At 74.6% G+C, this 24,875-nt stretch carries 25 protein-coding genes; 7 read left to right on the forward strand and 18 right to left on the reverse strand.

What is annotated here, in order from left to right:
* Nucleotides 1-52 precede the first annotated feature (52 nt).
* Complete coding sequence (locus tag ACFQ8Y_RS05580; RefSeq protein WP_430584861.1) at nucleotides 53-505, forward strand: hypothetical protein; 453 nt, start codon at nucleotides 53-55, stop codon at nucleotides 503-505.
* Here ACFQ8Y_RS05580 and aroB read toward each other — a convergent pair.
* The 10 genes from aroB to rpsD form a co-directional block, all read right to left on the reverse strand.
* On the reverse strand, nucleotides 502-1,656 hold the full coding sequence (aroB, locus tag ACFQ8Y_RS05585) for a 3-dehydroquinate synthase (protein ID WP_430584862.1): 1,155 nt from the start codon (nucleotides 1,654-1,656) through the stop codon (nucleotides 502-504). The genes ACFQ8Y_RS05580 and aroB overlap by 4 nt on opposite strands.
* Nucleotides 1,653-2,264 (reverse strand): shikimate kinase, encoded by a 612-nt coding sequence (locus tag ACFQ8Y_RS05590; protein ID WP_430551243.1) that lies wholly within the window; start codon nucleotides 2,262-2,264, stop codon nucleotides 1,653-1,655. Before ACFQ8Y_RS05590 ends, aroB begins: the two co-directional genes overlap by 4 nt.
* Nucleotides 2,261-3,478, reverse strand: coding sequence for a chorismate synthase (aroC, locus tag ACFQ8Y_RS05595; protein WP_430584863.1), 1,218 nt, complete (start codon nucleotides 3,476-3,478; stop codon nucleotides 2,261-2,263). Before aroC ends, ACFQ8Y_RS05590 begins: the two co-directional genes overlap by 4 nt.
* A 43-nt stretch (nucleotides 3,479-3,521) precedes the next feature.
* Nucleotides 3,522-4,409 (reverse strand): shikimate dehydrogenase, encoded by an 888-nt coding sequence (locus ACFQ8Y_RS05600; protein ID WP_430584864.1) that lies wholly within the window; start codon nucleotides 4,407-4,409, stop codon nucleotides 3,522-3,524.
* 1 nt (nucleotide 4,410) lies between these two features.
* Complete coding sequence (gene mltG / locus ACFQ8Y_RS05605; RefSeq protein WP_430584865.1) at nucleotides 4,411-5,559, reverse strand: endolytic transglycosylase MltG; 1,149 nt, start codon at nucleotides 5,557-5,559, stop codon at nucleotides 4,411-4,413.
* A gap of 67 nt (nucleotides 5,560-5,626) precedes the next feature.
* The gene (gene ruvX / locus ACFQ8Y_RS05610; protein ID WP_430551239.1) at nucleotides 5,627-6,172 is read right to left on the reverse strand and encodes a Holliday junction resolvase RuvX; all 546 of its coding nucleotides are present in this window, start codon (nucleotides 6,170-6,172) and stop codon (nucleotides 5,627-5,629) included.
* Entirely contained in the window at nucleotides 6,169-8,880 is a 2,712-nt protein-coding gene (alaS, locus tag ACFQ8Y_RS05615; protein WP_430584866.1) for an alanine--tRNA ligase, read from the reverse strand. Before alaS ends, ruvX begins: the two co-directional genes overlap by 4 nt.
* A gap of 124 nt (nucleotides 8,881-9,004) precedes the next feature.
* On the reverse strand, nucleotides 9,005-9,409 hold the full coding sequence (locus tag ACFQ8Y_RS05620; protein ID WP_430584867.1) for a hypothetical protein: 405 nt from the start codon (nucleotides 9,407-9,409) through the stop codon (nucleotides 9,005-9,007).
* Nucleotides 9,409-9,792, reverse strand: coding sequence for a DUF948 domain-containing protein (locus ACFQ8Y_RS05625; RefSeq protein ID WP_430545449.1), 384 nt, complete (start codon nucleotides 9,790-9,792; stop codon nucleotides 9,409-9,411). Before ACFQ8Y_RS05625 ends, ACFQ8Y_RS05620 begins: the two co-directional genes overlap by 1 nt.
* A 156-nt stretch (nucleotides 9,793-9,948) precedes the next feature.
* On the reverse strand, nucleotides 9,949-10,575 hold the full coding sequence (rpsD, locus tag ACFQ8Y_RS05630) for a 30S ribosomal protein S4 (RefSeq protein ID WP_430551236.1): 627 nt from the start codon (nucleotides 10,573-10,575) through the stop codon (nucleotides 9,949-9,951).
* Between the two features lie 301 nt (nucleotides 10,576-10,876).
* Between rpsD and ACFQ8Y_RS05635 the strand changes: the two genes are divergently transcribed.
* Nucleotides 10,877-11,320: a globin domain-containing protein gene (locus ACFQ8Y_RS05635; protein ID WP_430551235.1), complete on the forward strand. Its 444-nt coding sequence runs from the start codon at nucleotides 10,877-10,879 to the stop codon at nucleotides 11,318-11,320.
* Between the two features lie 27 nt (nucleotides 11,321-11,347).
* On the opposite strand, the gene ACFQ8Y_RS05640 is transcribed toward ACFQ8Y_RS05635, so the two are convergent.
* On the reverse strand, nucleotides 11,348-12,736 hold the full coding sequence (locus tag ACFQ8Y_RS05640; protein ID WP_430584868.1) for a replication-associated recombination protein A: 1,389 nt from the start codon (nucleotides 12,734-12,736) through the stop codon (nucleotides 11,348-11,350).
* Nucleotides 12,737-12,814: 78 nt separating this feature from the next.
* Here ACFQ8Y_RS05640 and ACFQ8Y_RS05645 point away from each other — a divergent pair, with 78 nt between their 5' ends.
* Nucleotides 12,815-14,275, forward strand: a complete 1,461-nt coding sequence (locus tag ACFQ8Y_RS05645; protein ID WP_430562336.1) for an FAD-dependent oxidoreductase — start codon at nucleotides 12,815-12,817, stop codon at nucleotides 14,273-14,275.
* Between the two features lie 58 nt (nucleotides 14,276-14,333).
* On the opposite strand, the gene ACFQ8Y_RS05650 is transcribed toward ACFQ8Y_RS05645, so the two are convergent.
* A complete protein-coding gene (locus ACFQ8Y_RS05650) occupies nucleotides 14,334-15,194 on the reverse strand; it encodes a GNAT family N-acetyltransferase (protein ID WP_430584869.1) in 861 nt (286 codons plus the stop codon).
* Entirely contained in the window at nucleotides 15,191-16,978 is a 1,788-nt protein-coding gene (gene aspS / locus ACFQ8Y_RS05655; protein ID WP_430584870.1) for an aspartate--tRNA ligase, read from the reverse strand. The genes ACFQ8Y_RS05650 and aspS overlap by 4 nt, the downstream gene beginning before the upstream one ends.
* Before the next feature lie 114 nt (nucleotides 16,979-17,092).
* On the opposite strand from aspS, the gene ACFQ8Y_RS05660 reads away from it, so the two are divergent.
* Together ACFQ8Y_RS05660 and ACFQ8Y_RS05665 are read left to right on the forward strand one after the other, a co-directional pair.
* The gene (locus ACFQ8Y_RS05660; protein WP_430584871.1) at nucleotides 17,093-17,566 is read left to right on the forward strand and encodes a PPOX class F420-dependent oxidoreductase; all 474 of its coding nucleotides are present in this window, start codon (nucleotides 17,093-17,095) and stop codon (nucleotides 17,564-17,566) included.
* 53 nt (nucleotides 17,567-17,619) lie between these two features.
* On the forward strand, nucleotides 17,620-17,979 hold the full coding sequence (locus ACFQ8Y_RS05665) for a DoxX family protein (RefSeq protein ID WP_430584872.1): 360 nt from the start codon (nucleotides 17,620-17,622) through the stop codon (nucleotides 17,977-17,979).
* Nucleotides 17,980-18,010: 31 nt separating this feature from the next.
* On the opposite strand, the gene ACFQ8Y_RS05670 is transcribed toward ACFQ8Y_RS05665, so the two are convergent.
* From ACFQ8Y_RS05670 to ACFQ8Y_RS05680, 3 genes are all read right to left on the reverse strand, one after another.
* Nucleotides 18,011-19,138: an Rv2578c family radical SAM protein gene (locus ACFQ8Y_RS05670; protein WP_430584873.1), complete on the reverse strand. Its 1,128-nt coding sequence runs from the start codon at nucleotides 19,136-19,138 to the stop codon at nucleotides 18,011-18,013.
* 52 nt (nucleotides 19,139-19,190) lie between these two features.
* Nucleotides 19,191-20,261, reverse strand: coding sequence for a hypothetical protein (locus tag ACFQ8Y_RS05675; protein WP_430584874.1), 1,071 nt, complete (start codon nucleotides 20,259-20,261; stop codon nucleotides 19,191-19,193).
* Between the two features lie 62 nt (nucleotides 20,262-20,323).
* Nucleotides 20,324-20,938: a hypothetical protein gene (locus ACFQ8Y_RS05680; RefSeq protein ID WP_430584875.1), complete on the reverse strand. Its 615-nt coding sequence runs from the start codon at nucleotides 20,936-20,938 to the stop codon at nucleotides 20,324-20,326.
* A 190-nt stretch (nucleotides 20,939-21,128) separates the two neighbouring features.
* On the opposite strand from ACFQ8Y_RS05680, the gene ACFQ8Y_RS05685 reads away from it, so the two are divergent.
* On the forward strand, nucleotides 21,129-21,512 hold the full coding sequence (locus ACFQ8Y_RS05685; protein ID WP_430551225.1) for a VOC family protein: 384 nt from the start codon (nucleotides 21,129-21,131) through the stop codon (nucleotides 21,510-21,512).
* A gap of 3 nt (nucleotides 21,513-21,515) precedes the next feature.
* Here the strand turns inward: ACFQ8Y_RS05685 and hisS are convergent, their stop codons facing one another.
* Nucleotides 21,516-22,910, reverse strand: coding sequence for a histidine--tRNA ligase (gene hisS / locus ACFQ8Y_RS05690; protein ID WP_430584876.1), 1,395 nt, complete (start codon nucleotides 22,908-22,910; stop codon nucleotides 21,516-21,518).
* A 97-nt stretch (nucleotides 22,911-23,007) separates the two neighbouring features.
* On the reverse strand, nucleotides 23,008-23,727 hold the full coding sequence (locus tag ACFQ8Y_RS05695) for an MBL fold metallo-hydrolase (RefSeq protein ID WP_430584877.1): 720 nt from the start codon (nucleotides 23,725-23,727) through the stop codon (nucleotides 23,008-23,010).
* A 192-nt stretch (nucleotides 23,728-23,919) separates the two neighbouring features.
* Between ACFQ8Y_RS05695 and ACFQ8Y_RS05700 the strand changes: the two genes are divergently transcribed.
* Nucleotides 23,920-24,705: a peptidylprolyl isomerase gene (locus ACFQ8Y_RS05700; protein ID WP_430584878.1), complete on the forward strand. Its 786-nt coding sequence runs from the start codon at nucleotides 23,920-23,922 to the stop codon at nucleotides 24,703-24,705.
* The last annotated feature ends 170 nt before the right edge of the window (nucleotides 24,706-24,875 follow it).

Below are 24,875 nucleotides of genomic sequence, written 5' to 3' on the forward strand. Positions count from 1 at the left end.
CGGTGGCGACGCTTCGGCGGACGCCGAGACGTCCCGCGTCTACGGTCGGCGCATGACCGCCTCTGCTGCCCCCGCCCCGCAGGACCTCGAGGTCCGTCTGCCCGGCACGCCCGGCGCACTGGCCGACCTGGGCGAGACGCTCGGGCGCGCCGGTGTCAGTCTGGAGGGCGGCGGCGTGACCAGCCTCGACGGCGGCCGCGTCGCCCACTTCCTCGTCGACGACGGACCCCGCGCGGTCGCCGCACTGGCGGCGGCGGGTCTCGGACCCGCGGTCGCCCGCGACGTCGTCACGACCCGCCTCGCCCAGGACGTCCCCGGGCAGATGGGCGCGTTCGCGCGCCACCTCGCGGAGGCAGGCATCGTCGTGGAGCACCTGTACAGCGACCACGACGGCAACCTCGTGCTGCTCGTCGCGGACGACGACATCCCGGCGTGCCGGGACGTCGTGCGCGGGTGGGACGCCGAGCGCGAGTCCGCGCGCCCGGCCGGCGGGGGCGCGGGCTAGAGCCCGAGCTGGACCGTCACGCCGGGGCGGCCGGCCGGCGGCTCCTTCGAGATCTCCGCGTACGCGGCGGCGAGCAGCGTCGGGTCCGGCCCCTCGAGGCGCGTCGGCTTCGCGACGTCGTCCAGCACGACGAAGCGCAGCAGGTTGCCGCGCGTCTTCTTGTCGCGCTGCATGGCCACGAGGAGCTTGTCCCAGCGGTCGCCGCGGTAGGTGGTGGGCAGGCCGAGGGAGTCCAGGATCGCGCGGTGCCGGTCCACGACGGCGTCGTCGAGCTTGCCCCCGAGGCGGGCGAGCTCGGCCGCGAAGACCATCCCCATCGCGACGGCGGCGCCGTGCCGCAGCTGGTAGCGCTCGGTGAGCTCGATCGCGTGCCCCAGGGTGTGCCCGTAGTTGAGGATCTCCCGCAGGCCCTGCTCCGTGAGGTCCTCCCCCACGACGTGGGCCTTGACCCGCACCGACCGCTCGATGAGCTCCGTCAGCACGGCCCAGGTCTCCGGCGAGGCGTCCGAGCCCTTCCACTCCCGCAGCTCGTCGGCGTGCTCCTCCACGAGCTCGAGGATGCGCGGGTCGGCGATGAAGCCGGTCTTGACGACCTCCGCCATGCCGGCGACGAGGTCCCAGCGGTCGAGGGTCTCCAGGGCCGCCAGGTCGCACAGCACCCCCGCGGGCGGGTGGAAGGCGCCCACGAGGTTCTTGCCCTCGGCCGTGTTGATGCCCGTCTTGCCGCCCACCGCGGCGTCGACCATCGCGAGCAGCGTGGTCGGCACGTGCACGACCTTGATGCCCCGCAGCCAGGTGGCCGCGACGAAGCCGGCCAGGTCGGTCGTCGCCCCGCCGCCGACGGAGACGATCGCGTCCGACCGCGTGAAGTCGGCCTGGCCCAGCACCTGCCAGCAGAACGCGGCGACCTGGGCGGTCTTCTGCTCCTCGGCGTCCGGCAGCTCGACGGCGAACGCCTCGTAGCCCTGGGCCACGAGGTCCTCGCGGACCGCCTCCCCGGTGGCCTGCAGCGACGCCGGGTGCATGACCAGCACCCGCCGCACGCCCTCCCCGAGCAGGCCCGGCAGCTCGCCGAGCAGGTGCCGCCCGACGACGACGTCGTAGGACGGTGCTTCGTTCGTGCTGCCCTGCACGGTCACGCGGACCGTCATGACTGGACCTCCTGTGCCGATGTGCCCGCGGCCGCGTCGTGCTGCGCCGCGCCTTCCTGAGCCGTGCCCTCCTGGGCCGGTGCGCCCCTGACACCGGCGTGCACCTGTGCGGCGACCTCCTGCGGGGGCCGCTCGTCGGAGACGACGTGCACCGTGGCGAGCCGCTCGTAGGTGGGCCGGCGCGCCTGCATCAGCTCGACCCATCGCGCTCTCGGGTTGCCCACGAGCAGCGGGCGGGACTGGTTGAATCCGACGCGGGGCGCGGCGTGCGCGAGGGAGACGTCGAGGAAGACGACGGTGCCGCCGCCCGCGACGTAGCCCTCGAGCGCCCGCTGGGTGTGCTCGTCCATCACCGCGCCACCGCCGAGGGCGAGGACGCCGGGGTGGCAGGCCAGAGCCGTGGTGACGGCCTCCCGCTCGAGCTCGCGGAAGTGCGGCTCGCCGTCCTCCACGAAGATCTCGGCGACGGGCTTGCCCGCGGTCTCCTCGACGTCCGCGTCCGTGTCCCGGAACGCGACGCCGAGCCGCTGCGCGAGCAGGCGGCCGACGGTCGTCTTGCCGCTGCCGGGCGGACCGATGAGGACCGCGCGGGGCACGCCCGCGCTCATCGGAGCAGCTCGGGGATCGAGGCGAGGTACGCCTCCGCGTTGCGCCGCACCTCGGCCACCGAGTCGCCGCCGAACTTCTCCACGACGGCCTGGGCCAGCTCGAGCGCCACCATGGCCTCCGCGACGACGGCGGCGGGCGGCACCGCGCACACGTCCGAGCGCTGGTGGTGCGCCGTGACGGCCTCCCCCGTGGCGACGTCGACCGTCGCGAGGGCCCGCGGCACGGTGGAGATCGGCTTCATCGCGGCGCGCACACGCAGCACCTCGCCGTTCGACATGCCGCCCTCGATGCCGCCCGCGCGGTTGGAGCGGCGGTGGATGTGGCCGTCGTCCCCGCGCTCGATCTCGTCGTGCGCGGCCGAGCCCCGGCGGCGCGCGGTGCGGAAGCCGTCGCCGACCTCGACACCCTTGATCGCCTGGATGCCCATGAGCGCGCCCGCCAGGCGGGCGTCGAGGCGCCGGTCGCCCTGCACGTAGCTGCCGAGGCCGGTCGGCACGTCGTAGGCGAGCACCTCGACGACGCCGCCGAGGGTGTCGCCGTCCTTGCGGCACTCGTCGATCTCCGCGACCATCGCCGCGCTCGTCGTGGCGTCGAAGCAGCGCACCGGGTCGGTGTCCAGGGCGGCGACGTCGTCGGGCGTGGGCAGCTCGGCGCCCTCGGGGACCTCCACCGGGCCGATCGCCACGACGTGCGAGACGAGCCGGACGCCGACCGCCTGCTCGAGGAACTTCGCCGCGACCAGGCCCAGCGCGACACGCGTCGCGGTCTCGCGGGCCGACGCGCGCTCGAGCACCGGCCGGGCGTCGTCGAAGCCGTACTTGCGCATCCCGACGAGGTCGGCGTGGCCCGGGCGGGGACGGGTGAGCGGCCGGTTGCGCGCGATCTCGCGCTCGTCACCGGTGCCGGCGTCGACGAGCAGCGCGTCGCGGTCGACGGGGTCCGGCGACATGACGTCGGTCCACTTGGGCCACTCGGTGTTGCCGATCTCGAAGGCCAGCGGGCCGCCCTGCGTGACGCCGTGGCGCAGGCCGCCGAGCACGCGCACCGCGTCCTGCTCGAACTTCATGCGGGCGCCTCGGCCGTACCCGAGCCGCCGGCGGGCGAGCGCCGCCTGGATGTCCGCGGTCACCACCTCGACGCCGGCGGGCAGGCCCTCCAGCACCCCCACGAGTGACGGACCGTGCGACTCCCCCGACGTCATCCAGCGCAGCATGCCTGCGATTCTTCCACGCTCGCGCCGCGGGTCCGTCCGGTGGTCAGCGGGCGGACGCCGGGGTCGCCAGGACACGGCCGAGCGCAGCGTCCATGGCCGCGACCGGGGCAGTCCGGCCCGTCATGAGGCGTACCTGCTCGACGGCTTGGTGCAGCAGCATCCGCTCCCCGCCGACGACGGTGCCGCCCGCATCCGACCAGGCGGTCGCCAGCGCGGTGGGGCGCGGGTCGTAGACGACGTCGAGCAGCACGCCCGACGGCGCGGCGCCGTGGGCGGCGATCGCGGCCGCGACCGGGTCGGCGGCGTAGGCCGGCATCGTGGAGACCACGACGTCGGCGTCCCGCAGCGCGCCCAGCGAGGCCGACGGGTCGAGGACCTCGAAGCGCGGGCTGACGCCCATCCGCGCGGCCGCCTCCTGAAGCCCCGACGTGCGGCCGAGGGAGCGGACCAGCACGCGCGGCGTCGTGCAGCCGAGCTCGCCCAGCGCCGCGAGCGTGGACGCGGCGGTGGCGCCGCCGCCGAGGACGACGGCGCTCTCCGTGCTTGCGCCGGCACCACGCCCCTGGGCCGCGAACCCCTCGCGGAGCGCGGTGACGAGGCCGTACACGTCCGTGTTGGTGCCCGTGAGCGTCACGCCGCACTGCGCGGGGCCGACGAGCACCGTGTTGACGGCGCCCACGGCCACGGCGAGCGGGTCGACGTGGTCCACGAGGTCCATGACCGCGTGCTTGAGGGGCATGGTCACGCTCAGGCCGGCCCAGCCGAGATCGAGGCTCCGCACGAGCGCCGGCAGGTCCTCGACCGTGGTGTCGATCGCGGTGTACTCCCAGCCCTCGAGTCCGAGGGCGTCGTACGCGGCGGTGTGCAGGATGGGCGAGAGGGAGTGCGCGACGGGGTGGCCCAGCACCGCCGCTCGTCGGGTGACGGTCATGTCAGCCGGCGTTCTCCGCTGCCCACTTCTGGTACTCGGCCTTGAACTTCCTGAACTCCTCGTAGCTGTCGGTGAACTTGGTCTCGCCGCTCTCGAGGTTCACGGTGACGTACCAGTTCCAGTCCCCTTCCGGCGGATCCAGCACCGCCTCGACGGACGCCTGACCCGGGTTGGCGATCGGCGTGGGCGGGAGCCCGGCGTTCTCGCGGGAGTTGTACGGGTCGCTCGCGTCCGCGAACTCCGACTTCGTGATCTGGTCCGCCGGCTTGCCGAGCCCGTAGGAGTTGATGGCGTCCAGGTACAACGCCTCGCCGCGGTCCAGGCGGTTCTCGATCACGCGGGCGACCTCGCCCCGGTAGCCGTCCGGAGCCTCCTTCTCGACGAGCGACGCCTTGTTCAGGACGTCCTGCCAGTCGGACTTGTCGACCCCGAGCGACTCCATCTCCTTCTTCGTCTGGTCCACCATCGCCGTGAGCAGCGTCGTGGCGTCGTCGCCCGGCTGCACGGTGTAGGTCTTCGGGAACAGCCAACCCTCGGCGTTGCCGTCCGCCTGCTTGGGCAGCCCGAAGGACGACGGATCCTTCAGCGCCTTCTCGAGCTCCTTCGTCGTGATGTCGGTGACCGACCCGACCCGGTCCACGATCTGCGCGACCGTGTACCCCTCGGGGATGGTCACGTTGGTCTCCAGCTTCTCGTTCTTCACCAGCGCGGCAACAGCGTCCGACGCCTTCATCTCGGCCTGCAGCTGGTAGGTGCCGGGCTGGATGCCGGCGGCGGCCGGGTTCTGGCCGAACGCGTCCGTGAACGCGCCGACGCTGGCCACGACGCCGGCCTCCTGCAGCACCGTGCCCATCTGGCCGCCGGTGGCGCCCTCGGGGATGACGACCTCGACCGCTTCCCCGCCGGGTCCCGGGTAGTCGTCGTTCTGCGAACCGATGAACGGCAGGTCGCCGACGAGCGAGTCCATGCGGTCCCAGAGCAGGTAGGCCCCCGCGCCCACGAACCCGAGGACCACCACCAGCACCACGGCTGTGCGCTGCCTGCGGCGGCGCTTGCGCTTGGCGGCGGCCCTCCGTCCGGCGGCCGAGCGGCGCCGCGTGGGTGCCGCCGGCGCCTCCTGGAGGGCGGGATGCTCGAAGAGGTCCGTCACGCCGGGTTCTTCCTTCTGACAGGGCCTGGGGTGGGCACGATGGGTCGGCTGCTGCTGTCCGGGCTGGTCAGGCGCCCGGTCGCTGCTGCTCGACGAGCTCACCGGCGCGCTCCCCCGCCGACCGCTCCACGTCGAGTGCAGATTGCAGAATGATAACGGCTGCGGCCTGGTCGACGACAGACCGGTGTGTCTTGGTGCGTCGCCCCGCCGACCGCAGCTGCGCGTGCGCCGTCACGGTCGTCATCCGCTCGTCCACGAGACGCACCTCGACGGGGGCGACGGCGGCCGCCAGGCGGGAGGCGAAGTCGCGCGCGTCCGCGGTGGCCGCGCCCTCCGCCCCGGACAGGTGGCGCGGCAGACCGACGTACACGACCGCGGCGAACCGCTCCTCGACCTCCGTCGCGATCCGGGCGACGTCGGGCGTCACCGTGGGCGCGCCGTCGGCGCCCGCGGGCACCTCCAGCACGCGTGGCACGGTCTCGACCGGCGTCGCGACGAGGCCGTCGGGATCGCTGCCCGCGAGCCCGATGCGCGCCTTGCCGACGTCGACCCCGAGGCGCGCGCCCCGGGGCAGCCCGCGGGGCGCGTCCTGCTCCGGCGACGGTCCCGTCACGCGCCCGCCTGCGCGGCGCGCACGCCCTCGGCGATGCCGGCCAGCGCGGCCGGCAGCGCCGACGCGTCGGTGCCGCCGCCCTGGGCCAGGTCCGGCTTGCCACCGCCCCCGCCGCCGAGGGTCTTCGCCGCGGCCTTGACGAAGTCGCCGGCCCGCAGGCCCGCGTCGCGGGCGCCCGCGTTCGTGGCCACGACGACCAGGGGCCGCCCGCCCGCGACGCCGCCGACGGCGACGAGCACCGGCTCGGCGTCGCCCAGGCGGCCGCGGACGTCCAGCGCCAGCGCACGCAGGTCGTCGGCCGAGGCCACCTCGCCGGCGTCGTGCGCGACGACCTGCGCCTCACCCACGCGCTCCGCCTGCGCGGCGAGGGTGCCCGCCGCGGCGAGGATGCGGTCCTGGCGCAGGCCCGCGAGCTCCTTCTCGGTGTCCTTGAGGCGCGTGAGCAGCGAGCCCACGCGGTCGGCGAGCTCGTCCGGGCGGGCGCCCAGCAGGCCCGTGAGCTGACCCACGAGGGCGTGCTCCTTGGCCTGGAAGCCGTACGCGCCGTCGCCCACGAGGGCGTCCACGCGACGCACGCCGGAACCGATCGAGGCCTCGCCGAGCAGCGCGACCCGGCCCACCTCGCCGGTGGCCTTGACGTGCGTGCCGCCGCACAGCTCGCGCGACCAGTCGCCGCCGATGGACACGACGCGCACCGTGTCGCCGTACTTCTCGCCGAACAGCGCCATGGCGCCCAGCTCGCGGGCCCGCGCGATCGGCATCGTGGCGTCGGTGACCTCGAGGTTCTCGGTGAGCCGCGCGTTGACGCGCTCCTCGATCTCGCCGAGCGCGTCAGCCGCCACCGGCGTCGGCGACCGGAAGTCGAAGCGCACGCGGCTCGGGGCGTTCTCCGACCCGGCCTGGGTGCGGTCCGGCCCGACCATCTCGTGCAGCGCCTTGTGGATCATGTGCGTGGCCGAGTGGGCGCGGCTGATCGCGACGCGGCGCGCGACGTCGATCGTCGCGGTGCCGGGGTCGCCCAGCGCCACCGTGCCCTCGACCAGGCGGCCGCGGTGCACCGACAGGCCCTTGACCGGGCGCTGCACGTCGTCGACCTCGATGGTCGCGCCGCCGTCGAGCACGATCGTGCCCTGGTCGGCGAGCTGGCCGCCGGCCTCGGCGTAGAACGGCGTGCGGTCGAGCACGACCTCGACGTCGGCGGGCGCCGTCGCCGCGGGGGCGGGCACGCCGTCGACCAGCAGGCCGGCCACCGTCACCGCGGACTCCGTGTCCGTGTAGCCGAGGAACTCCACCGGTGCGGAGAGCTCCTTGTTCAGGGTCTCGTACGAGCGCAGGTCGGCGTGCCCGGTCTTCTTCGCGAGCGCGTCCGCGCGGGCGCGCTGCTTCTGCTCCGCCATGAGGTCGCGGAACGCCTTCTCGTCCACGTGGACGCCCTGCTCGGCCGCCATCTCGAGCGTGAGGTCGATCGGGAAGCCGTACGTGTCGTGCAGCTGGAACGCCTCGGCACCGCCGAGCACGGGGGTGCCGCCGTCCGCCCCCTGAGAGGCACGCGACTTCGCGCGCCCCACGGCGGTGTCCAGGATCGTGGTGCCCTGCGCGAGCGTGCGGCGGAAGGCGTCCTCCTCGGCGTACGCGACGTCGCTGATGCGGGCGAAGTCGGACTCGAGCTCCGGGTACGACGCCTTCATCGCGTCCTTCGACACGGGCAGCAGCGACGGCAGCGCGACCTCGTCGACGCCGAGCAGGCGCACCGCGCGCACGGCGCGGCGCACGAGGCGCCGCAGCACGTAGCCGCGGCCCTCGTTCGACGGGCGCACGCCGTCCCCGATCACCATGAGCGACGAGCGGACGTGGTCCGCGATCACGCGCATCCGCACGTCGTCCTCGGGGTCCGCGCCGTAGCGCTTGCCGGTCAGCTCCTCCACGCGCGCGATGACGGGGAACACCTCGTCGATCTCGTAGAGGTTCTCCTTGCCCTGCAGCAGGTACGCGATGCGCTCCAGGCCCGCCCCCGTGTCGATGCTCTTGTGCTCGAGCTCGCCCAGCAGCGGGTAGTTCTTGCCCTGGCCCTCGCCGCGCACGAACTGGTCGAAGACGAGGTTCCAGATCTCCAGGTAGCGGTCGCCGCCCGGGTCGACCGTGCCGCCGACGGCCTCGGGGCCGTACGCGGGTCCGCGGTCGTAGTGCCACTCGGCGCAGGGGCCCGCCGGGCCGGGCTGGCCCGTGTCCCAGAAGTTCTCCTCGCGGGGCAGGCGCACCACGTGCTTCGGGTCGAGCCCGACGCCCTTCGTGAGCGCGTCGAAGGCCTCGGCGTCCTCCTCCCAGATCGTCACCCAGAGGCGGTCGCCGTCGAGGCCGTAGCCGCCCTGGCCCTGGTCGGTCGTGAGGAGCTCCCACGCGAAGTCGATCGCCTCGCGCTTGAAGTAGTCCCCGAACGAGAAGTTGCCGTTCATCTGGAAGAACGTGCCGTGCCGCGTGGTGCGGCCCACGTTCTCGATGTCGTTGGTGCGGATGCACTTCTGCACGCTCGCGACCCGCGGCCACGGCGCGGGCTCCGTGCCGAGGATGTACGGGATGAAGGGCACCATGCCGGCGATCGTGAACAGGATCGACGGGTCGGGCGAGACCAGGGGGGCGCTCGGGACGATCGCGTGGTCCTTCGACTCGAAGTAGTCGAGCCAACGCTTGCGGATCTCGGCGGTGCGCATGATGTCCTTCGATGTGTCGAGCCGGTACGGCTGGTGACGGGCGTGACGTGCGGGTGGCCGCCCGCCGTGGCGGCGGCCGCCCCCCATTCTCGCGCCCACCGGGAGATGGTCGGAACGGGATTTCTCAGAACGAGTAGCCGAGGTTTGCCTCGTCGGCGGCGATCTCCGCCTCGGCGTCGGGATACCGGCCGGGCTGTCCGTCGGGCGTCGAGGCCGCGTGCCGGGCCCGCCCGGGGCCCCCGCGCAGGTCGGCGGGACGCAGCCCGCTCGCGCGGACGTCCTCCGGGTCCGGCTGCCCCTCGGCCAGCAGCGCCGCGGTGAGCTCGGCCTCACGGGCGCTGCGCGCCTGCGAGAACTCGCGCCGGAACGTCGCGACGAACGTCTCCGCCCGCCGTCCGGCGTCCTGCGCCGCACGCTCCGCGCGGTCGACCACCGCCTCGGGCGCGTACTGCGCCACGATCTTGCGGCCCCGCTGGACGACGACGACCGTCACCACCACGCCCACGCCGACCCAGAACAGGCGGCGCATCAGCGGCCGGCCTTCGCGTCGTCGCCGCGGCTCGAGCGCGAGGCCCGCGCGAACGCCTGGCGCACGCCGTAGGAGAACGCCGCGACCTTGACCAGGGGGCGGCCGAGCGTCGAGGCGTACAGGCCGGCCAGCGCCGACACGTTCTCGCTGACCTGGGCCGCCGACGTCGTGATCGTGTCCACCTTGACCAGCTGGTCGTTGGTGGAGGCCACCGTGGTGGCCGCCTCGTCGAGGATCGGCACCGAGTGCTCCGTCACCTCGCGGATGGAGCGCGTCGCCTCGTCGAGCACGCGGCCCAGCTTCACGAGCGGGATCGCGAGCAGGCCCACGAGCAGCACGAACGCGACGGCCGCGATGAGCCCGGCCACGTCACCCATCGACATCAGATCTCTCCTCGCACAGGTGTCAGACGGTCGGTCGTCACCCTATCCCGGGTGGCTCCCTGCAGACGGCGGACCCGGACGACGGACGCCCCGCCCCCCGCGACGGCGGGTGACGGGGCGTCCTGGGTGCGGAGTCCTCCGCGGAGATGCTCGGGATCAGCGCGCGTAGAACTCGACCACGAGCTGCACCTCGCAGGTCACGGGGACCTCGGCGCGCTTCGGCTTGCGGGTCAGCGTGGCCGACAGCTTCTCGAGGTTCACCTCGAGGTAGCCCGGGACGGCCGGCAGGACGTCGCGGTGCGCACCGGCGGCGGCGACCTGGAACGGCGTGGTGGTCTGCGACTTGGGCTTGACCTGGATGGTCTGGCCCGGCTTCACACGGAACGACGGACGGTCGACGATCTTGCCGTCCACCAGGATGTGACGGTGCGTCACGGCCTGGCGGGCCTGCAGGATGGTGCGGCCGAAGCCGGCGCGCAGCACGAGCGCGTCGAGGCGCGTCTCGAGGTCCTCGACCATGACCTCACCGGTCAGGCCCGGGTGCTTGCGGGCGTTCTCGTAGACCTTGAGGAGCTGCTTCTCGCGCAGGGCGTACTGGGCGCGCAGACGCTGCTTCTCACGGAGGCGGACCGCGTAGTCCGACTCGGTGCGGCGGCGCGCACGGCCGTGCTCACCCGGGGGGTACGGGCGCTTCTCGAAGTGGCGGACGGCCTTCGGGGTCAGCGCGAGGCCGAGCTTGCGGCTCAGGCGGACCTGGCGGCGCGACTTGGTGACAGCGGTCACTGGTTGCTTCCTGTCCTGTGGTGATGGATGAGGTCACACCCGACGTCCGCCCCGCGAGGGGAGGTCCGGGTGCGGGACCAGCCGATGGAGCTCCTGCACGGGGCGGGTGCTCACGGGGCCGAGGTCCCAGGTGGTCGCCGGAAACGGCAACCGCAGTATCTTACCGCATCCCGCGGGGCGCCCCGGCCTGCCGAGACTCCACCCGCCCTGCCCTCGCAAGGCCTTGTCGCCGGCGCCGACCGGGCGCTTGACTGTGCACCGCCGGCACGGTGCCGGCACGTCGCCCGAAGGAGTCGCCAGGATGCCCTCCCCCGTCACGCTCTCGCCCCGCTCCGCCGAGGTGGTCCGCTCCACCCTCCCCGTGGTCGAGGACTCGATCGACGACATCACCACGATCTTCTACCGGACTCTCCTGGACGAGCACCCCGGCCTGCTCGGTTCGATGTTCTCCCCCGAGCGGATCGCCGACGGCTCGCAACAGAGGGCGCTCGCGGCCGCGATCACGTCCTGCGCGGCGCTGCTCGTCGCCGACGAGGACGCCGACCCCCGCGACGTGCTCGCGCCCGTCGCCCGCCGGCACCGTGCGGTCGGCGTCGAGCCAGCGCAGTACGAGGTGGTGCACGAGCACCTGTTCGCGGCCATCATCGCCGTGCTGGGCGACGCGGTGACGCCCGAGGTGGCGGCCGCATGGGACGAGGTCTACCGGACGATGGCGAGCACCCTCGTCGAGCTCGAGGCGGCGTGACGACGGGTCACCGACCGGCAGGGCGCGTCAGGCGTCGTCGAGGATCTGCCGGATCCGCGCCACCCGGTCGGTGACCTGCTTCTCGAAGCCCCGGTCGCTCGGGTCGTAGTAGCGCCGACCGGCGAGCTCGTCGGGGAGGTACTGCTGGGCCGCGATGGCGTGCGGCGCGTCGTGCGCGTACCGGTATCCCTTGCCGTGGCCGAGGCCCTCGGCGCCCGCGTAGTGCGCGTCGCGCAGGTGCGGCGGCACGACGCCCACCTCGCCCGCGCGGACGTCCGCCAGCGCGGCGTCGATCCCCTGGTACGCCCGGTTCGACTTCGGCGCGGTGGCCAGGTGCACGACCGCCTCCGCGAGGACGATCCGTCCCTCGGGCATCCCGATGAGCTGGACGGCCTGCGCGGCCGCGACGGCGGTCTGCAGGGCGGACGGGTCGGCCATGCCGACGTCCTCCGCCGCGGAGATCACCAGGCGTCGGGCGATGAACCGCGGGTCCTCGCCCGCGGCCACCATGCGCGCCAGGTAGTGCAGGGAGGCGTCCACGTCCGAGCCCCGGATCGACTTGATGAACGCGGAGACCACGTCGTAGTGCTGGTCGCCGTCACGGTCGTACCGCACGGCGGCGACGTCGACGGCCCGCTCGACCGTGTCGAGGTCCACGGCGACCGGGTCCCCGGGGTCACGCCCGGGGGTGGCGTCGGCCAGGGCCGCGCCGGCGGCCGCCTCCAGGATGGTCAGGGCCTTGCGCGCGTCCCCGCCCGCCATGCGCACGAGCTGGTCCTCCGCGTCGTCCGCCAGCTCGACGGCGCCGTCCAGACCGCGCTCGTCCGCGACGGCGCGGCGCACGAGGGCGCGGACGTCGTCGGTGGTGAGCGGCTTGAGCGTGAGCAGCAGGGATCGGCTCAGCAGCGGGGAGTTGACCGAGAACGACGGGTTCTCCGTGGTGGCCGCCACCAGCGTCACCCACCGGTTCTCGACGCTCGGCAGCAGCGCGTCCTGCTGCGTCTTGGAGAAGCGGTGCACCTCGTCGATGAAGAGCACGGTCTCCTCGCCGCCCGTGGCGAGGCGCCGGCGGGCGTCCTCGACGACCTGGCGCACCTCCTTCACACCGGCGGTGACCGCGGAGAGCTCGACGAAGCGCCGGCCGGAGACCGTCGCGACCAGGTACGCGAGGGTCGTCTTCCCCACGCCGGGAGGCCCCCACAGGATCACGGATCCCGGGGCGGCCCGGCGGGCCGACTCGTCGTCCGGCTCCACGAGCCGGCGCAGCGGCGAGCCCGGCACGAGCAGGTGCGCCTGGCCCGCGACCTCGTCGAGGGCGGCCGGGCGCATGCGCACGGCGAGAGGGGCGCTCGGGCCGGTGCGGCCGGTCGCCGGCGTGCCGCGGGTGCCGGTGAGCGCGGCGTCGAACAGGTCCATGCACCTCAGCCTACGGAGCCCCACCCACGGACCGGGCGCGCGGGGCCACCCTGCGGCTGTGACGTGACCCGCCCTAGGGTGGGCCGCATGGACGCCGACGTCGTGGTCGTCGGGGCCGGGCCCACGGGACTGCTCCTGGCCGGGGACCTGGCCCGCGCGGGCGCGCGGGTCGTGGTGGTCGAGAGGCGCCCGGCCGGACTCAGCAACCTCACCCGCGCGTTCGCCGTGCACGCCCGCAGCCTCGAGGTGCTCGACGCACGCGGGCTGGCCGACGAGCTCCTGGAGACCGGACGCCGGGTGCGCCGGATCCGCGTGTTCGGTCGCGTCGACGTCCGCCTCGACGCGCTGCCGGGCCGGTTCCCGTTCGTGCTCGTGACCCCGCAGTACGAGGTGGAGCGCCTGCTGCGCCGCCGGGCGGAGGACGCCGGCGCGGAGTTCCGGCACGGGCTGCGCGTCACCGACGTCACCCAGGACGACGACGGCGCCACGGTGGTGGCGGTCGAGGAGGGCGGCGGCGCGCCGGAGGCACCCGTGCGACTTCGCGCACCGTGGGTGGTCGGCACCGACGGCGTCCGGTCGACCGTGCGGCGGGCCACGGGCATCGCCTTTCCCGGCGCGACCGTCATCCGCGCCATGGTGCTCGCGGACGTCCGCCTGGCCCGTCCGCCCGAGGACGCGCTCACCGTCGCGTCGGCCGGCGGTGCGCTGGGCTTCCTCGCCCCGTTCGGGGACGACTGGTACCGGTTCATCGGCTGGGACGAGGCCCTCGACCACGGCGCAGACGGGCCCGTGGACCTCGACGAGGTGCGCACCCTCGCACGGGCGACGCTCGGCGACGACCACGGGATGGCCGAGCTGCGGTTCGGCACCCGCTTCGCGGCCGACGAGCGCCAGGCGACCCGCTACCGGGCCGGGCGCGTGCTGCTCGCGGGCGATGCCGCGCACGTGCACAGCCCGGCGGGCGGGCTCGGCATGAACACCGGCCTGCAGGACGCCGCGAACCTGTCCTGGCGCCTCGCCGCCGTCGTCCGCGGCGCCGACGACGACCTGGTGGACGGGTACGCGGCCGAGCGCCACCCCGTCGGGACCCAGGTGCTGCGCACCAGCGGCACGATGCTGCGGCTCGCCACGCGTCCGGGGCCCACGGCCGCCGTCCTGCGCGCCATCGGTGCCACCCTGCTGTCGCGGGTCGCGGCAGCCCGCCGACGCGCCGCCGCGTCGGTCTCCGCCCTCGGCGTGCGGTACCCCGCCCCGCCCGGCGCGCACCCGGCGGCCGGGAGCCGCGTGCCGGACCTGCCGCTGGTGCCCGGACCCGCGGGGCCGCGCCTCGCGGAGGCGCTGCGCGCGGGGCGGTTCGTCCTCGTCGGCCCCGAGGCGGGCCCACCGGAGGACGTGCCCAGGGCGCCCGGCGAGCTCGACGCCGGCGAGCGGGTCCACGTGCGACGCGCCGACGGTCGCGACGCGACCCTGCTGGTGCGGCCGGACGGCTACCTCGCCGACGCGCGGCGGCCGGGGTCACCGGCGTCGGGCACGGCGTGAGCAGCGCACGGCGCGGGCCGTCGGGCAGGTCGGGAGCGAACCGGCGGGGTGCGCCCGGTCAGGGCCGCCAGCTCTCGAACCGCTGCGCGACGACGTAGCCCAGGCGGAGGTAGACGCGGCGCGCCGCGTCGTTGTCCGCGTACATGCCGAGGGTCACCAGGGCGACCTCGTGGAGACCGGCTCGGGTGGCGGCGGCGGTCACCGCGGCCGCGATCCCGCGACCGCGCCACGCGGGGTCGGTCCCGATCGAGCCGAGCACCCACGGCTGGCCGGGGACCCGCCGGGACGCGCCCGCGACGCCCCGCAGCACGCCGGCGTCGTCGCGCCAGCCCCACCAGCGCGACCGTGGCTCGTCCGGCGGCAGCTCGCCGTGGGGGTTCGCGACGGCGAGCGCACGGGCGAGCTCGTCGCGGGCGTGGGGGCCGTCGAGCTCGGCGACCCGATCCTCGCCCGGCTGGGCGCCGGGCGCCGCGGTGGTGCCGAACCAGTCCCACGCGCCGGAGGGCTGCCGGTCGAAGGGCTCCGGCGCGGCACCGGCACGGAGAGCCTGGACGGCCAGGGCGGCGTGGGTCCCGCGCGGCAGCGACGCGCGCCGCACGCGCAGCGCGTCGCCCTGCGACCGCAGGTCGGTGCGAGCCCGCAGGAGGAGCCGTGCCGCGCCGTCGGCCGTCCCGACGCCGAGGAGGCTCGTGCCCGCGGCGTCCGCCTCGACCGCGAAGGGCCGCTCGCCGTCCGTGCGCTCGCGCCACCGCAGGCGCACGAGCAGGGCGTCGTCGTCCCACCAGACGTGGCTGGCGTCCCACCCGTGGAAGGCGTGCTCGGCGACGACCACCGGGTGCAGGGCCCAGCGGTCGGGCAGCCTCGCCCCGGCCACGTCGGTGACCGGGGCGAGGCCGTGCCCGTCGAGAGCGAGCGTCACGCCCCCGCGGCCGGGGCAGCCTCGTCCTGCGGGACGGCGTCGACGCCCGCCTCCTTGCGCTGCTCCGGCGTGATCGGGGCCGGGGCCTCGGTGAGCGGGTCGTAGCCGCCGCCCGACTTCGGGAACGCGATGACGTCGCGGATCGACGCCGACTTCGTCAGCAGCGCGACGATGCGGTCCCAGCCGAACGCGATGCCGCCGTGCGGCGGGGCGCCGAACTTGAACGCGTCGAGGAGGAAGCCGAACTTCTCCTGCGCCTCCGCGGGGCCGATGCCCATGACGTCGAACACGCGCTCCTGCACGTCGCGGCGGTGGATACGGATGGAGCCGCCGCCGATCTCGTTGCCGTTGCAGACGATGTCGTAGGCGTAGGCGAGCGCGTTGCCCGGGTCGGACTCGAAGCTGTCGATCCACTCCGGCTTGGGCGACGTGAACGCGTGGTGCACGGCCGTCCAGGCCGAGTGGCCCAGGTCCACGTCGTCGTCCTCGCCCGTGGGCTTGAACAGCGGCGCGTCCACCACCCAGACGAACGCCCAGGCGTCCTCGTCGACCTGACCGGTGCGGTGCGCGATCTCCAGGCGGGCCGCGCCGAGCAGCGCACGCGCCTCGGCGGTCCTGCCGGCCGCGAAGAACACGGCGTCGCCCGGCTGCGCGCCGGTGGCGGCCGCGAGGCCCTCGCGCTCGGCGTCCGACAGGTTCTTGGCGACCGGGCCGCCCAGCGTGCCGTCCTCGCCGTAGGTGACGTACGCGAGGCCCTTGGCGCCGCGCTGCTTGGCCCAGTCCTGCCAGGCGTCGAACTGCCGGCGCGGCTGCGACGCGCCCCCGGCCATCACGACGGCGCCCACGTACTCGGCCTGGAAGACGCGGAACGGCGTCTCGGCGAAGTAGTCCGTGAGCTCGACGAGGGGGTTGCCGAAGCGCAGGTCGGGCTTGTCCGTGCCGTACAGGCGCATGGCCTCCGCGTAGGTCATGCGGGCGATCGGCGTGGGGATCTCGACGTCGACGAGCTTCCACAGGGCGACCAGGACCTGCTCGGCGAGCGCGATGACGTCGTCCTGGTCGACGAAGCTCAGCTCGACGTCCAGCTGCGTGAACTCCGGCTGGCGGTCGGCGCGGAAGTCCTCGTCGCGGTAGCAGCGGGCGATCTGGTAGTAGCGCTCCAGCCCGCCGACCATGAGCAGCTGCTTGAACAGCTGGGGGCTCTGCGGCAGCGCGTACCAGGAACCGGGCGCCAGGCGCGCGGGCACCAGGAAGTCGCGCGCGCCCTCGGGCGTCGAGCGGGTCAGCGTGGGCGTCTCGACCTCGACGAAGTCGTGCTCGTCGAGCACGCGACGGGCGGCCTGGTTCGCCTTGGCGCGCAGCCGCAGGGCGTGCGCCGGCGCGGGGCGGCGGATGTCGAGGTAGCGGTGCTTGAGGCGCGCCTCCTCGCCGATCACCTCGGTGTCCGCGAGCGCCGTCGAGACCTGGAAGGGCAGCGGCGCGGACTCGTTGAGCACCACGACGTCCTTCGCCACGACCTCGATCTCCCCGGTGGCGAGGTTCGGGTTGGCGTTGCCCTCGGGCCGGCGACCGACCACGCCCGTCACCTGGAGCACGAACTCGGAGCGGAGCGGGTGCGCCACCGCCTCGTCGCGGATGACGACCTGCGCGATGCCGGACGCGTCGCGCAGGTCGATGAAGGCCACTCCCCCGTGATCCCGGCGCCGATCGACCCACCCCGTGAGGGTGACGGTCTGACCGATGTGCTCGGCCCGCAGTGAGCCGGCCGTGTGGGTGCGGAGCACGGAGTGTTCCTTTCGAACGGGGTGGGGACGGCGTCGCCGGTGGCGACGCGCGGACGCGCGAGGCGCCCGTGCGAGTCTAGTCGGTGGCCGAACCCCTTCCGCGAGGAGATTCCCATGGCGCCACGGATCGCCACCACGACCACCGTCGACCGCGACGAGCTGCTGGAGGTGCTGCGGGCGCGCCACCACGGCGTCCTCGTCACCACCCGGCGGGACGGCTCGCCGCAGCTGAGCCCGGTGACGTTCGGCGTGGACGCCGCCGGCCGGGTCGTGGTCTCGACGTACCCGGACCGCGCGAAGGCCGTGAACCTGCGGCGCGACCCGCGGGCGTCGTTCCTGGCCCTCGGCGACGACTTCGACGACGCCTGGGTGCAGGTGGACGGCACGGCCGAGGTGATCGACGTGCCGGACTCGGTGGAGCCGCTGGTCGAGTACTACCGGGCCGCCGCCGGGACAGAGCACCCGGACTGGGACGAGTACCGGGAGGCGATGCTGCGTCAGGGCAAGAGCGTCGTGCGCATCACGGTGGAGCGGTGGGGCCCCGTCGCGACCGGCGGGTTCCCCGCCCGGCTGGTCGAGGGCGCCTGAGAGCCTGGTCACACCCACCGCACGCCCGCCCGGCGGGCCGTAGCGTCGACCCCATGGCGACGTTGCCCGACCCCGTCTGGCCCGTGCTCGTGCTCGCGTTCGTCTCCGCGGGCGACGCGCTCCTGTGCGTGAAGCCGGTGGCGTTCATCGCGCAGTGCTTCCGGGACGTGAACTTCCCGGAGCGCTGGTGGTGGGCGATGCCGTGGATCAAGGCCGCCGCCGCGGCCGGGCTCGTCGCGGGGATCTGGATCCCCTACCTCGGGCTCGTGACCGCCGTCTGCCTGGTCGTGTACTTCGTGCTCGCCCTGACGTTCCACGTCCGGGCGCGGGACTTCGGCCGCAACTTCTTCGTCAACGCCACGGGCATGTTCCTGCTGTGCCTGTTCGTGCTGTGGTTCTCGTTCCTGCGCTGAGCCCGTCTGTGCCCCAGAAGAGCACCACCCCTCAGAAGAGCACCTGCTCGACGCCCGTGCCGGCCACCTGGAGCCCGCCGCCGTCGCGCGGCATCCCCGCGAGCGCCCCGGCCGGGTAGTCGCCCTCGTCGTGCGGCTTCAGGTCGTCCGGGAACCGCCCCGTCGCGCCCGAGCGCGAGCGGTGCCCGGACGAGCGGAAGCCGCGCTCGGTGAGGAGGGGCTCCACCCGGTCCCAGAGCCACTGCCGGTAGGCCTCGAGCGCGTAGGTGCCGCGGGCGTAGACGCGCCCGTAGCCGGCGATGGCACGCGGGTGCTCGCGCTCCAGCCACTGCAGGTACCACTCGCGGGTTCCGGGCTTGAGGTGCAGAGGCACCACGGTGACTCCCGTGGCGCCGGCGTCCGCGACGGCGTCCAGCAGGCGGCGCAGGTGGTCGCGGGAGTCGGTCAGCCACGGCAGCACCGGGGCCACCATGACGCCGCAGGGCAGGCCCGCCGCCCGCACCGCGCGGATCAGGTCGAGGCGCGCGCGTGGTGTCGGCGTCCCCGGCTCGACCGACTGCTGCAGCTCCTCGTCGGCGGGCGAGTCGGCGAAGCCGAGGGAGACGCCGAGCCCGACCTCCACGCGCTGCGCCGCGTCGGCGATCAGGGGCAGGTCGCGACGCAGCAGCGCGCCCTTGGTGAGGATCGAGAACGGCGTGCCCGAGTCAGCGAGCGCTCCGACGATGCCGGGCATCAGGCGATACCGGCCCTCGGCCCGCTGGTACGGGTCGGTGTTGGTGCCCATCGCCACCGGCTCCCGCGTCCACGACGGCCGCGCCAGCTCGGCGCGCAGCACCTCGGCCACGTTCGTCTTCACCACGACCTGGGAGTCGAAGTCACGGCCGGCGTCCAGGTCGAGGTACTCGTGGGTGGGGCGGGCGAAGCAGTATCTGCACGCATGACTGCATCCCCGGTACGGGTTGACGGTCCACCCGAACGGCATCTTCGAAGCGGCGGGCACCTTGGACAGCGCGCTCTTGGCGAGCACCTCGTGGAAGGTCACGTCGGCGAACTCCGGCGTCCGCACCGTGCGCACGAGGCCGAGCCGCCCCAGGGCGGACCGTTCGAGCCCCGGCAGGGCACCGTCGTCCGCGCCGACAGTCTGACCTTCCCATCTCACGCGATCATTCGAACAGATGTTCGATCGATTGTCCAGGCCCGGCCGGCCCCTGTCACCGGCGGAGCCGCGCGAGCGCCCGGCGGCCCCGCTCGCCCCACGGCAGCGGGCGGCCGGCCAGCTCGGCGAGCAGCACGACGACCGTGTCCAGGGCGGCCGCGGTCACCTCGCGCGGCCCGGGTCTGTCGGGGTCGGCCCAGTCGTCCCCCGGCGCCACCGGCAGCAGGTCGTCCAGGTCGCCGTGCACGGTGACGTCCTGGTCGCGCAGCCAGGCGACCCAGGTCTCGCTGAGGTCCGCCACCCACGGATGGTCGTCGGGCCCCAGGGCGACGGGGGTGGACCGCCGCGGGGCGAGCGCGTCGCCGGCGACGATGCCGTCCACGATCGGCGAGAGGGCGCCGCCGCGCCGCACCTCGTCGCCGAGCCGACGGTTGAGCCCGCGCAGCACCTGGGCCTCGGGCGCCCCGACCGAGGCGTTCGACCGCTCGGCGTCCCGCGGCGCCCATCCGGGGTCGACGTCGATCGCGTCCAGGAACCGGAGCCAGAGCGCGTCCCTGGCGCCGCCCGCCGGCGGGGCCGTCACGACGTGGACGCGCGGCGCGGGGAGGCCCGCGGCCCACACGGGCAGCACGTGGGTCGGGTCCAAGGACCTCAGGAACGCGGACCGACCCGCCCTGGCGCGGTCGAGGGAGGCGCGCAGCGTCGTCCTCGAGCCGAACTTCAGCGTCTCCTGCCATCCGCTCGCGAGCTCGCGCGCGAGGTCTCGGGCGGTGAGGACCACGTGGACCTCCGCGCCGGTCGCGGCCAGGTCCGCGAGCGCCCGGGCCGCCTGGTCCGGGTCCGCTCTCGCCAGCAGCTCGTGGCTGACGACGACGTCGCCCCGCGCCCGCCGCACCTGGCGCACCAGGCGGTCCCACGCCCCGTCCAGGCGCCGCGGGTCGATGCCGTGGCGCGCCCCCGTGACGTCCAGCGCGGCGAAGTAGTGCAGCCGCGGATCCCCCAGCGGACCGCTCGGGTACAGCACCCCGTGCCGTCGCAGGTCACGGCGGTTCGCGTGGAGACGCGACTGCAGGTAGGTGGTGCCGGACTTGGGCGCACCCACGTGCAGGAAGACTCGGCTCGGCATGGGCCCCAGCGTCGCACGACGCCCTGGGCACGCCCTGGACAGGTCCCGGGCGCGCGGCCCGGTCACAGCGCCAGCGAGACCCCCGACCGCGACGTGGCGAACAGCCCGTCCGCCCCCTGGAGCGTGAGCGCCGGGACCGGCGCCGCGGCGAGGTCCGACGGCCGGTAGCGCTTGAGGTCCCCGCGGTAGACGACGGTGGCCGGCACCGCCAGCAGCGTCTGCGGTCGCACCTTCCAGCGCGGGACGCCCAGGTCGCACACCCCGGCGTCGCGTAGCACGTGATAGACGAACTCGGAGCAGAAGAACCGCCGGTCGTCCTCGGACCCCCGGCCGAGCAGCCCGGTCACGAGGCCCGGGGCGTTGTACGCGTACGTGTGGCTGTCGAGGAGGAACTCCGCGACGCGCGCGCCCACGGCGTCCCGCTGGCGGGGTGTCACGGGGACCTCGAGGACGACGCCCGGCAGCCGGTCCATCCCCCGGTACAGGTCGTCGTCGAGCCGCTCGCGCTTGAAGCAGCCGACGAACGGGTTGGACGCGCGGCGGCGCCCGAAGCTGAACATGAGCTCGAGGTCGGCGTCGAGCGCCAGCGCCGCGTGCGTGTACTCGTCCCGCGTCGCGAGGCGGATCGTCCGCGACAGGACGGTGCTGCTGCGGGACAGGACCACGTAGATGCTCACGGCGGTCACCGTACCGTTCCCCGGGCGCCGTCCGGCCAGGTCAGCAGCGAGATCAGGGTGAATCTCAGGGGCGCCTCAGGGTGTTCGGGGGACAACCCCCGCGGGAGGTCCCCCGATCAGTTCCGCCCGGGCGCGGGGTCCACCCCTCAGGCCGGTCGCCGCCGGCCGCTTCCCGACCCGAGGAGTACCCGTGATCACCGTGCAGCGCGGCTTCAGCAGCTTCTCCGTCGACGACCTCGACGCCGTCGAGTCGTTCTACCGGGACGTCGTGGGGCTGCGCGTGACGCGTACGTCCATGGGGCTCGAGCTGGACGTCACCGGCGGCACGGCGGTCTTCGTGTACCCGAAGGGCGAGGCCCACGAGCCGGCGAGCCACACCGTGCTCAACCTCGTCGTGCCCGACGTCGTCGCTGCGGCGGCGGACCTGCACGCCGCCGGCGTCGACCTGGTGCGCTACCCGGGGTTCGCGCAGGACGCCGACGGCGTCGTGCGCAGCGCCGACCCGCGCCAGGGCCCGACCATCGGCTGGTTCCGGGACCCGGCGCGCAACGTCGTCGCGCTCATCGAGGCCTGAGCCTCACCCCCCCGCGCCCGGGACCACGCGCGGGAACAGGTCCTCCGCGGGCGGCTCCCACGACGCGGCGTCGGCGTCCAGCTGCTCGCCCGAGCGGATGTCCTTGACCTCGCCGGCCAGCGCGTCCGGCTCCGTGCCGTCCTCGCCGGGCTGCGCCGGGAACCACACGAACGGGATGCCGCGCCGGTCGGCGACCTTGATCTGCTTGCCGAACTTCGCCGCCGTCGGTGCGACGTCCGCGGGGACGCCGCGCGCGCGCAGGGCCGCGGCGACGGCGTCGGACCGGTCGCGGTGCGCCTCGTCCGTGACCGCGACCAGCACGGCCGTGGGCACGCCGCGCGTCGCGCCGACCAGCCCCGCGGACAGGAGCCGGGAGACCAGGCGGGAGACACCGATCGACAGACCGACGCCCGGGTAGGTGTTCTTGCCGTCGGAGGCGAGGGTGTCGTAGCGCCCGCCCGAGCAGATCGAGCCGAGCTGCTCGTGTCCCACCAGCACGGTCTCGTAGACGGACCCGGTGTAGTAGTCGAGGCCGCGTGCGATCTTCAGGTCGGCGACGACGACGCCGGGCGCGCGGCGCGCGGCCGCCTCGATCAGCGCGGCGAGCTCCCCCAGGCCCGTCTCGAGCAGCTCCGTGACCGCGTCGTAGGACGCGGCCAGCGCCCGGACCCGGTCCACCACGGTCGTGTCCGTGCCCGAGATCGCGGCGAGCTCGAGGCATGCCTTGGCCTGCTCGGGCGTGGCGTCCTGCTCCGCCTGCAGCAGCTCCGCGACGGCGTCGGGACCGATCTTGTCGAGCTTGTCGACCTGGCGCAGCACGCCCTCGACGTCGTCGAGGCCCAGCCCGCGGTAGAACCCCTCGGCCACCTTGCGGTTGTTCACGAGGATGCGGACCTCGGGCACCCCGACGTCGCGCAGGGCGCCGAGCGCCGCGGCCATCACCAGCGGGAGCTCGACCTCGTAGTGATAGGGCAGCTCGCCCGCGCCGACGACGTCGATGTCGGCCTGGACGAACTCACGGAAGCGGCCGTCCTGGGGACGTTCGCCCCGCCACACCTTCTGGATCTGGTAGCGCTTGAACGGGAAGGCGAGCCGGCCGGCGTTCTCGAGCACGTAGCGCGCGAACGGGACGGTGAGGTCGAAGTGCAGGCCGAGCTGCTTCTCCGCGCGGTCGCCCGGGGCGTCGCCCTCCTCCTGCAGCCTGCGCAGCACGTAGACCTCCTTGGAGGTCTCGCCCTTGCGCAGCAGCTGGTCGAGCGGCTCCACCGCCCGCGTCTCGATGCCGGCGAACCCGTGCAGCTCGAACGTGCGCCGCAGCGTGTCGAGGACGTGCTGCTCGACGACGCGGCCGTCGGGGAGCCATTCAGGGAAGCCGGAGAGCGGGGTGGGGCGTGCCATGGGCCTCATCTTCCCAGACGGCGGAGCCGTCGCGGGACCCTGTCCCAGCACGGGCGGGACGGGGCCGGCACGGGACCGGCACGGGACCAGCACGGGGTCAGCGAAGGTAGGGGTTGGTCGCCAGCTCCCGGTCGACGCTGGTGGTCGGGCCGTGCCCGGGCACGACGCCGAGGCCCGGGTCGAGCCGACCCACGACGTCGCGCAGCGTGCGCGCCATCGTCGCGGCGTCGCCGCCCGGCAGGTCGGTGCGGCCCACCCCGCCCGCGAACAGGACGTCCCCCGCGAGGACCACGCCGGCCTCCTGGGCGACGAGGAGCGTCGAGCCCTCGGTGTGCCCCGGCGCGTGCAGCGTCCGCAGCCGCACCGCGCCCGCGACGAGCTCGCCCTCGCCGCCCGGGCCGACGTCGAGCGGCTCGACGGCGACGGGCGCACGGTAGTCCTCGGCCCGCCGACCCGTGGCCGCGAGCGCCTGCGCGAGGGCGCCGCTCACCCCCGGGTCGCCGCCGTCGCGCACCGCGGCGAGGCCCAGCGTGCCGAACGGGTCGGCCAGCCGGTAGGCGTCGGCCGGGTGGATGCGCAGCGGCACGTCGTACCTCTCGCAGAGCGCCGCCGCGTCCCAGGTGTGGTCCACGTGCCCGTGGGTCGCGACGACGGCGCGCGGGACCAGGCCACGCTCGGCGACCAGGCGCTCGACCTCGGGCGCCACGCCCGCCCCGGCGTCGACGACCACGCAGTCGGCGTCCCGGCCGTCAGCGCCGGCGACCACGACGCAGCAGTTGGTGGCGAAAACGGGGGCGACGACGACGAGGATCTGCACGGCGCCACGCTAGCGGCCGGCGGCGGCGTCAGGGTCACGTCATGGGCCACGGCACGGACCACGGCACGGACCACGGCATGGACCACGGCCGCGACCGCCCTGCGGATGTGACCTGCGTCCCGCGCCCTAGACTGTCCCCCGCGCGCGGAACTTCCCGTGCGGCGACGGGGACGAGTCGAGGAGGTCCGCGAGTTGGCGGCCACCAAGCGCGAGCGGGAGTACGCCCGCAAGCGGCAGGAGAAGTGGGAGCAGCGGCAGGCGCAGGCGCGCGCCCGGCGGCAGCGGACGTTCGCGATCGTGGCGATCGTGGCGATCCTCGCGCTGGTGGGCGGCGGGTTCGTCGTCGCGAACCTCGGCGGCGTCGCGGGCCCTGCGGCCTCCTCGACGCCGCAGGCCGCCGGAGACTGCCCGCCCGCGGAGTACGGCGCACGCTCCGGCGGCGACCGGCCCGACCCCTCGGCCGCCGAGGGCCGCACGTGGACCGCGACGCTCGACCTGTGCACGGGGGCGGGCGACTCGCAGGTCGTCGTCGAGCTCGACGGGGCTGCCGCCCCGCAGGCCGTCGCGAGCTTCGTGTCGCTCGCGACGCAGGGGTACTTCGACGGCACGGCCTGCCACCGCCTCACCACCTCCGGCATCTACGTGCTGCAGTGCGGCGACCCCACGGGGACCGGGACCGGTGATCCCGGCTACTCGTACGGCCCGATCGAGAACGCCCCGGAGGACGACGTCTACCCCGCCGGGACCATCGCGATGGCCCGCCGCGGTGACGACGGCGAGTCGATCGGCTCGCAGTTCTTCGTCGTGTACCAGGATTCGACCATCCCGTCCGACACCGCGGGCGGGTACACGGTGCTCGGCACCGTCACGTCCGGCCTGGACGCCGTCCAGGCAGTCGCTGACGCGGGCGTCGAGGGAGGGGCCGGCGACGGCTCCCCCACGAGCCCCGTCATCATCGAAGGAGTGGAGACCCAGTGAGCGAGAGCACCCCCGGCTCGACCGGCCCCGAGGAGATCCCGGCCGGCACCGAGGAGACGGCCGAGACTCCATCGCAGACGACCCCGGACGAGGCGACCCCGCCCGCCCCCGCGGCGGACCCGCAGCCCGCCGCGGGCGAGACCGCAGAGACGGCTCCGCCGGCCGAACCC

Source organism: Isoptericola sp. NPDC056605 (assembly GCF_042792795.1).
Lineage (GTDB): Bacteria > Actinomycetota > Actinomycetes > Actinomycetales > Cellulomonadaceae > Isoptericola.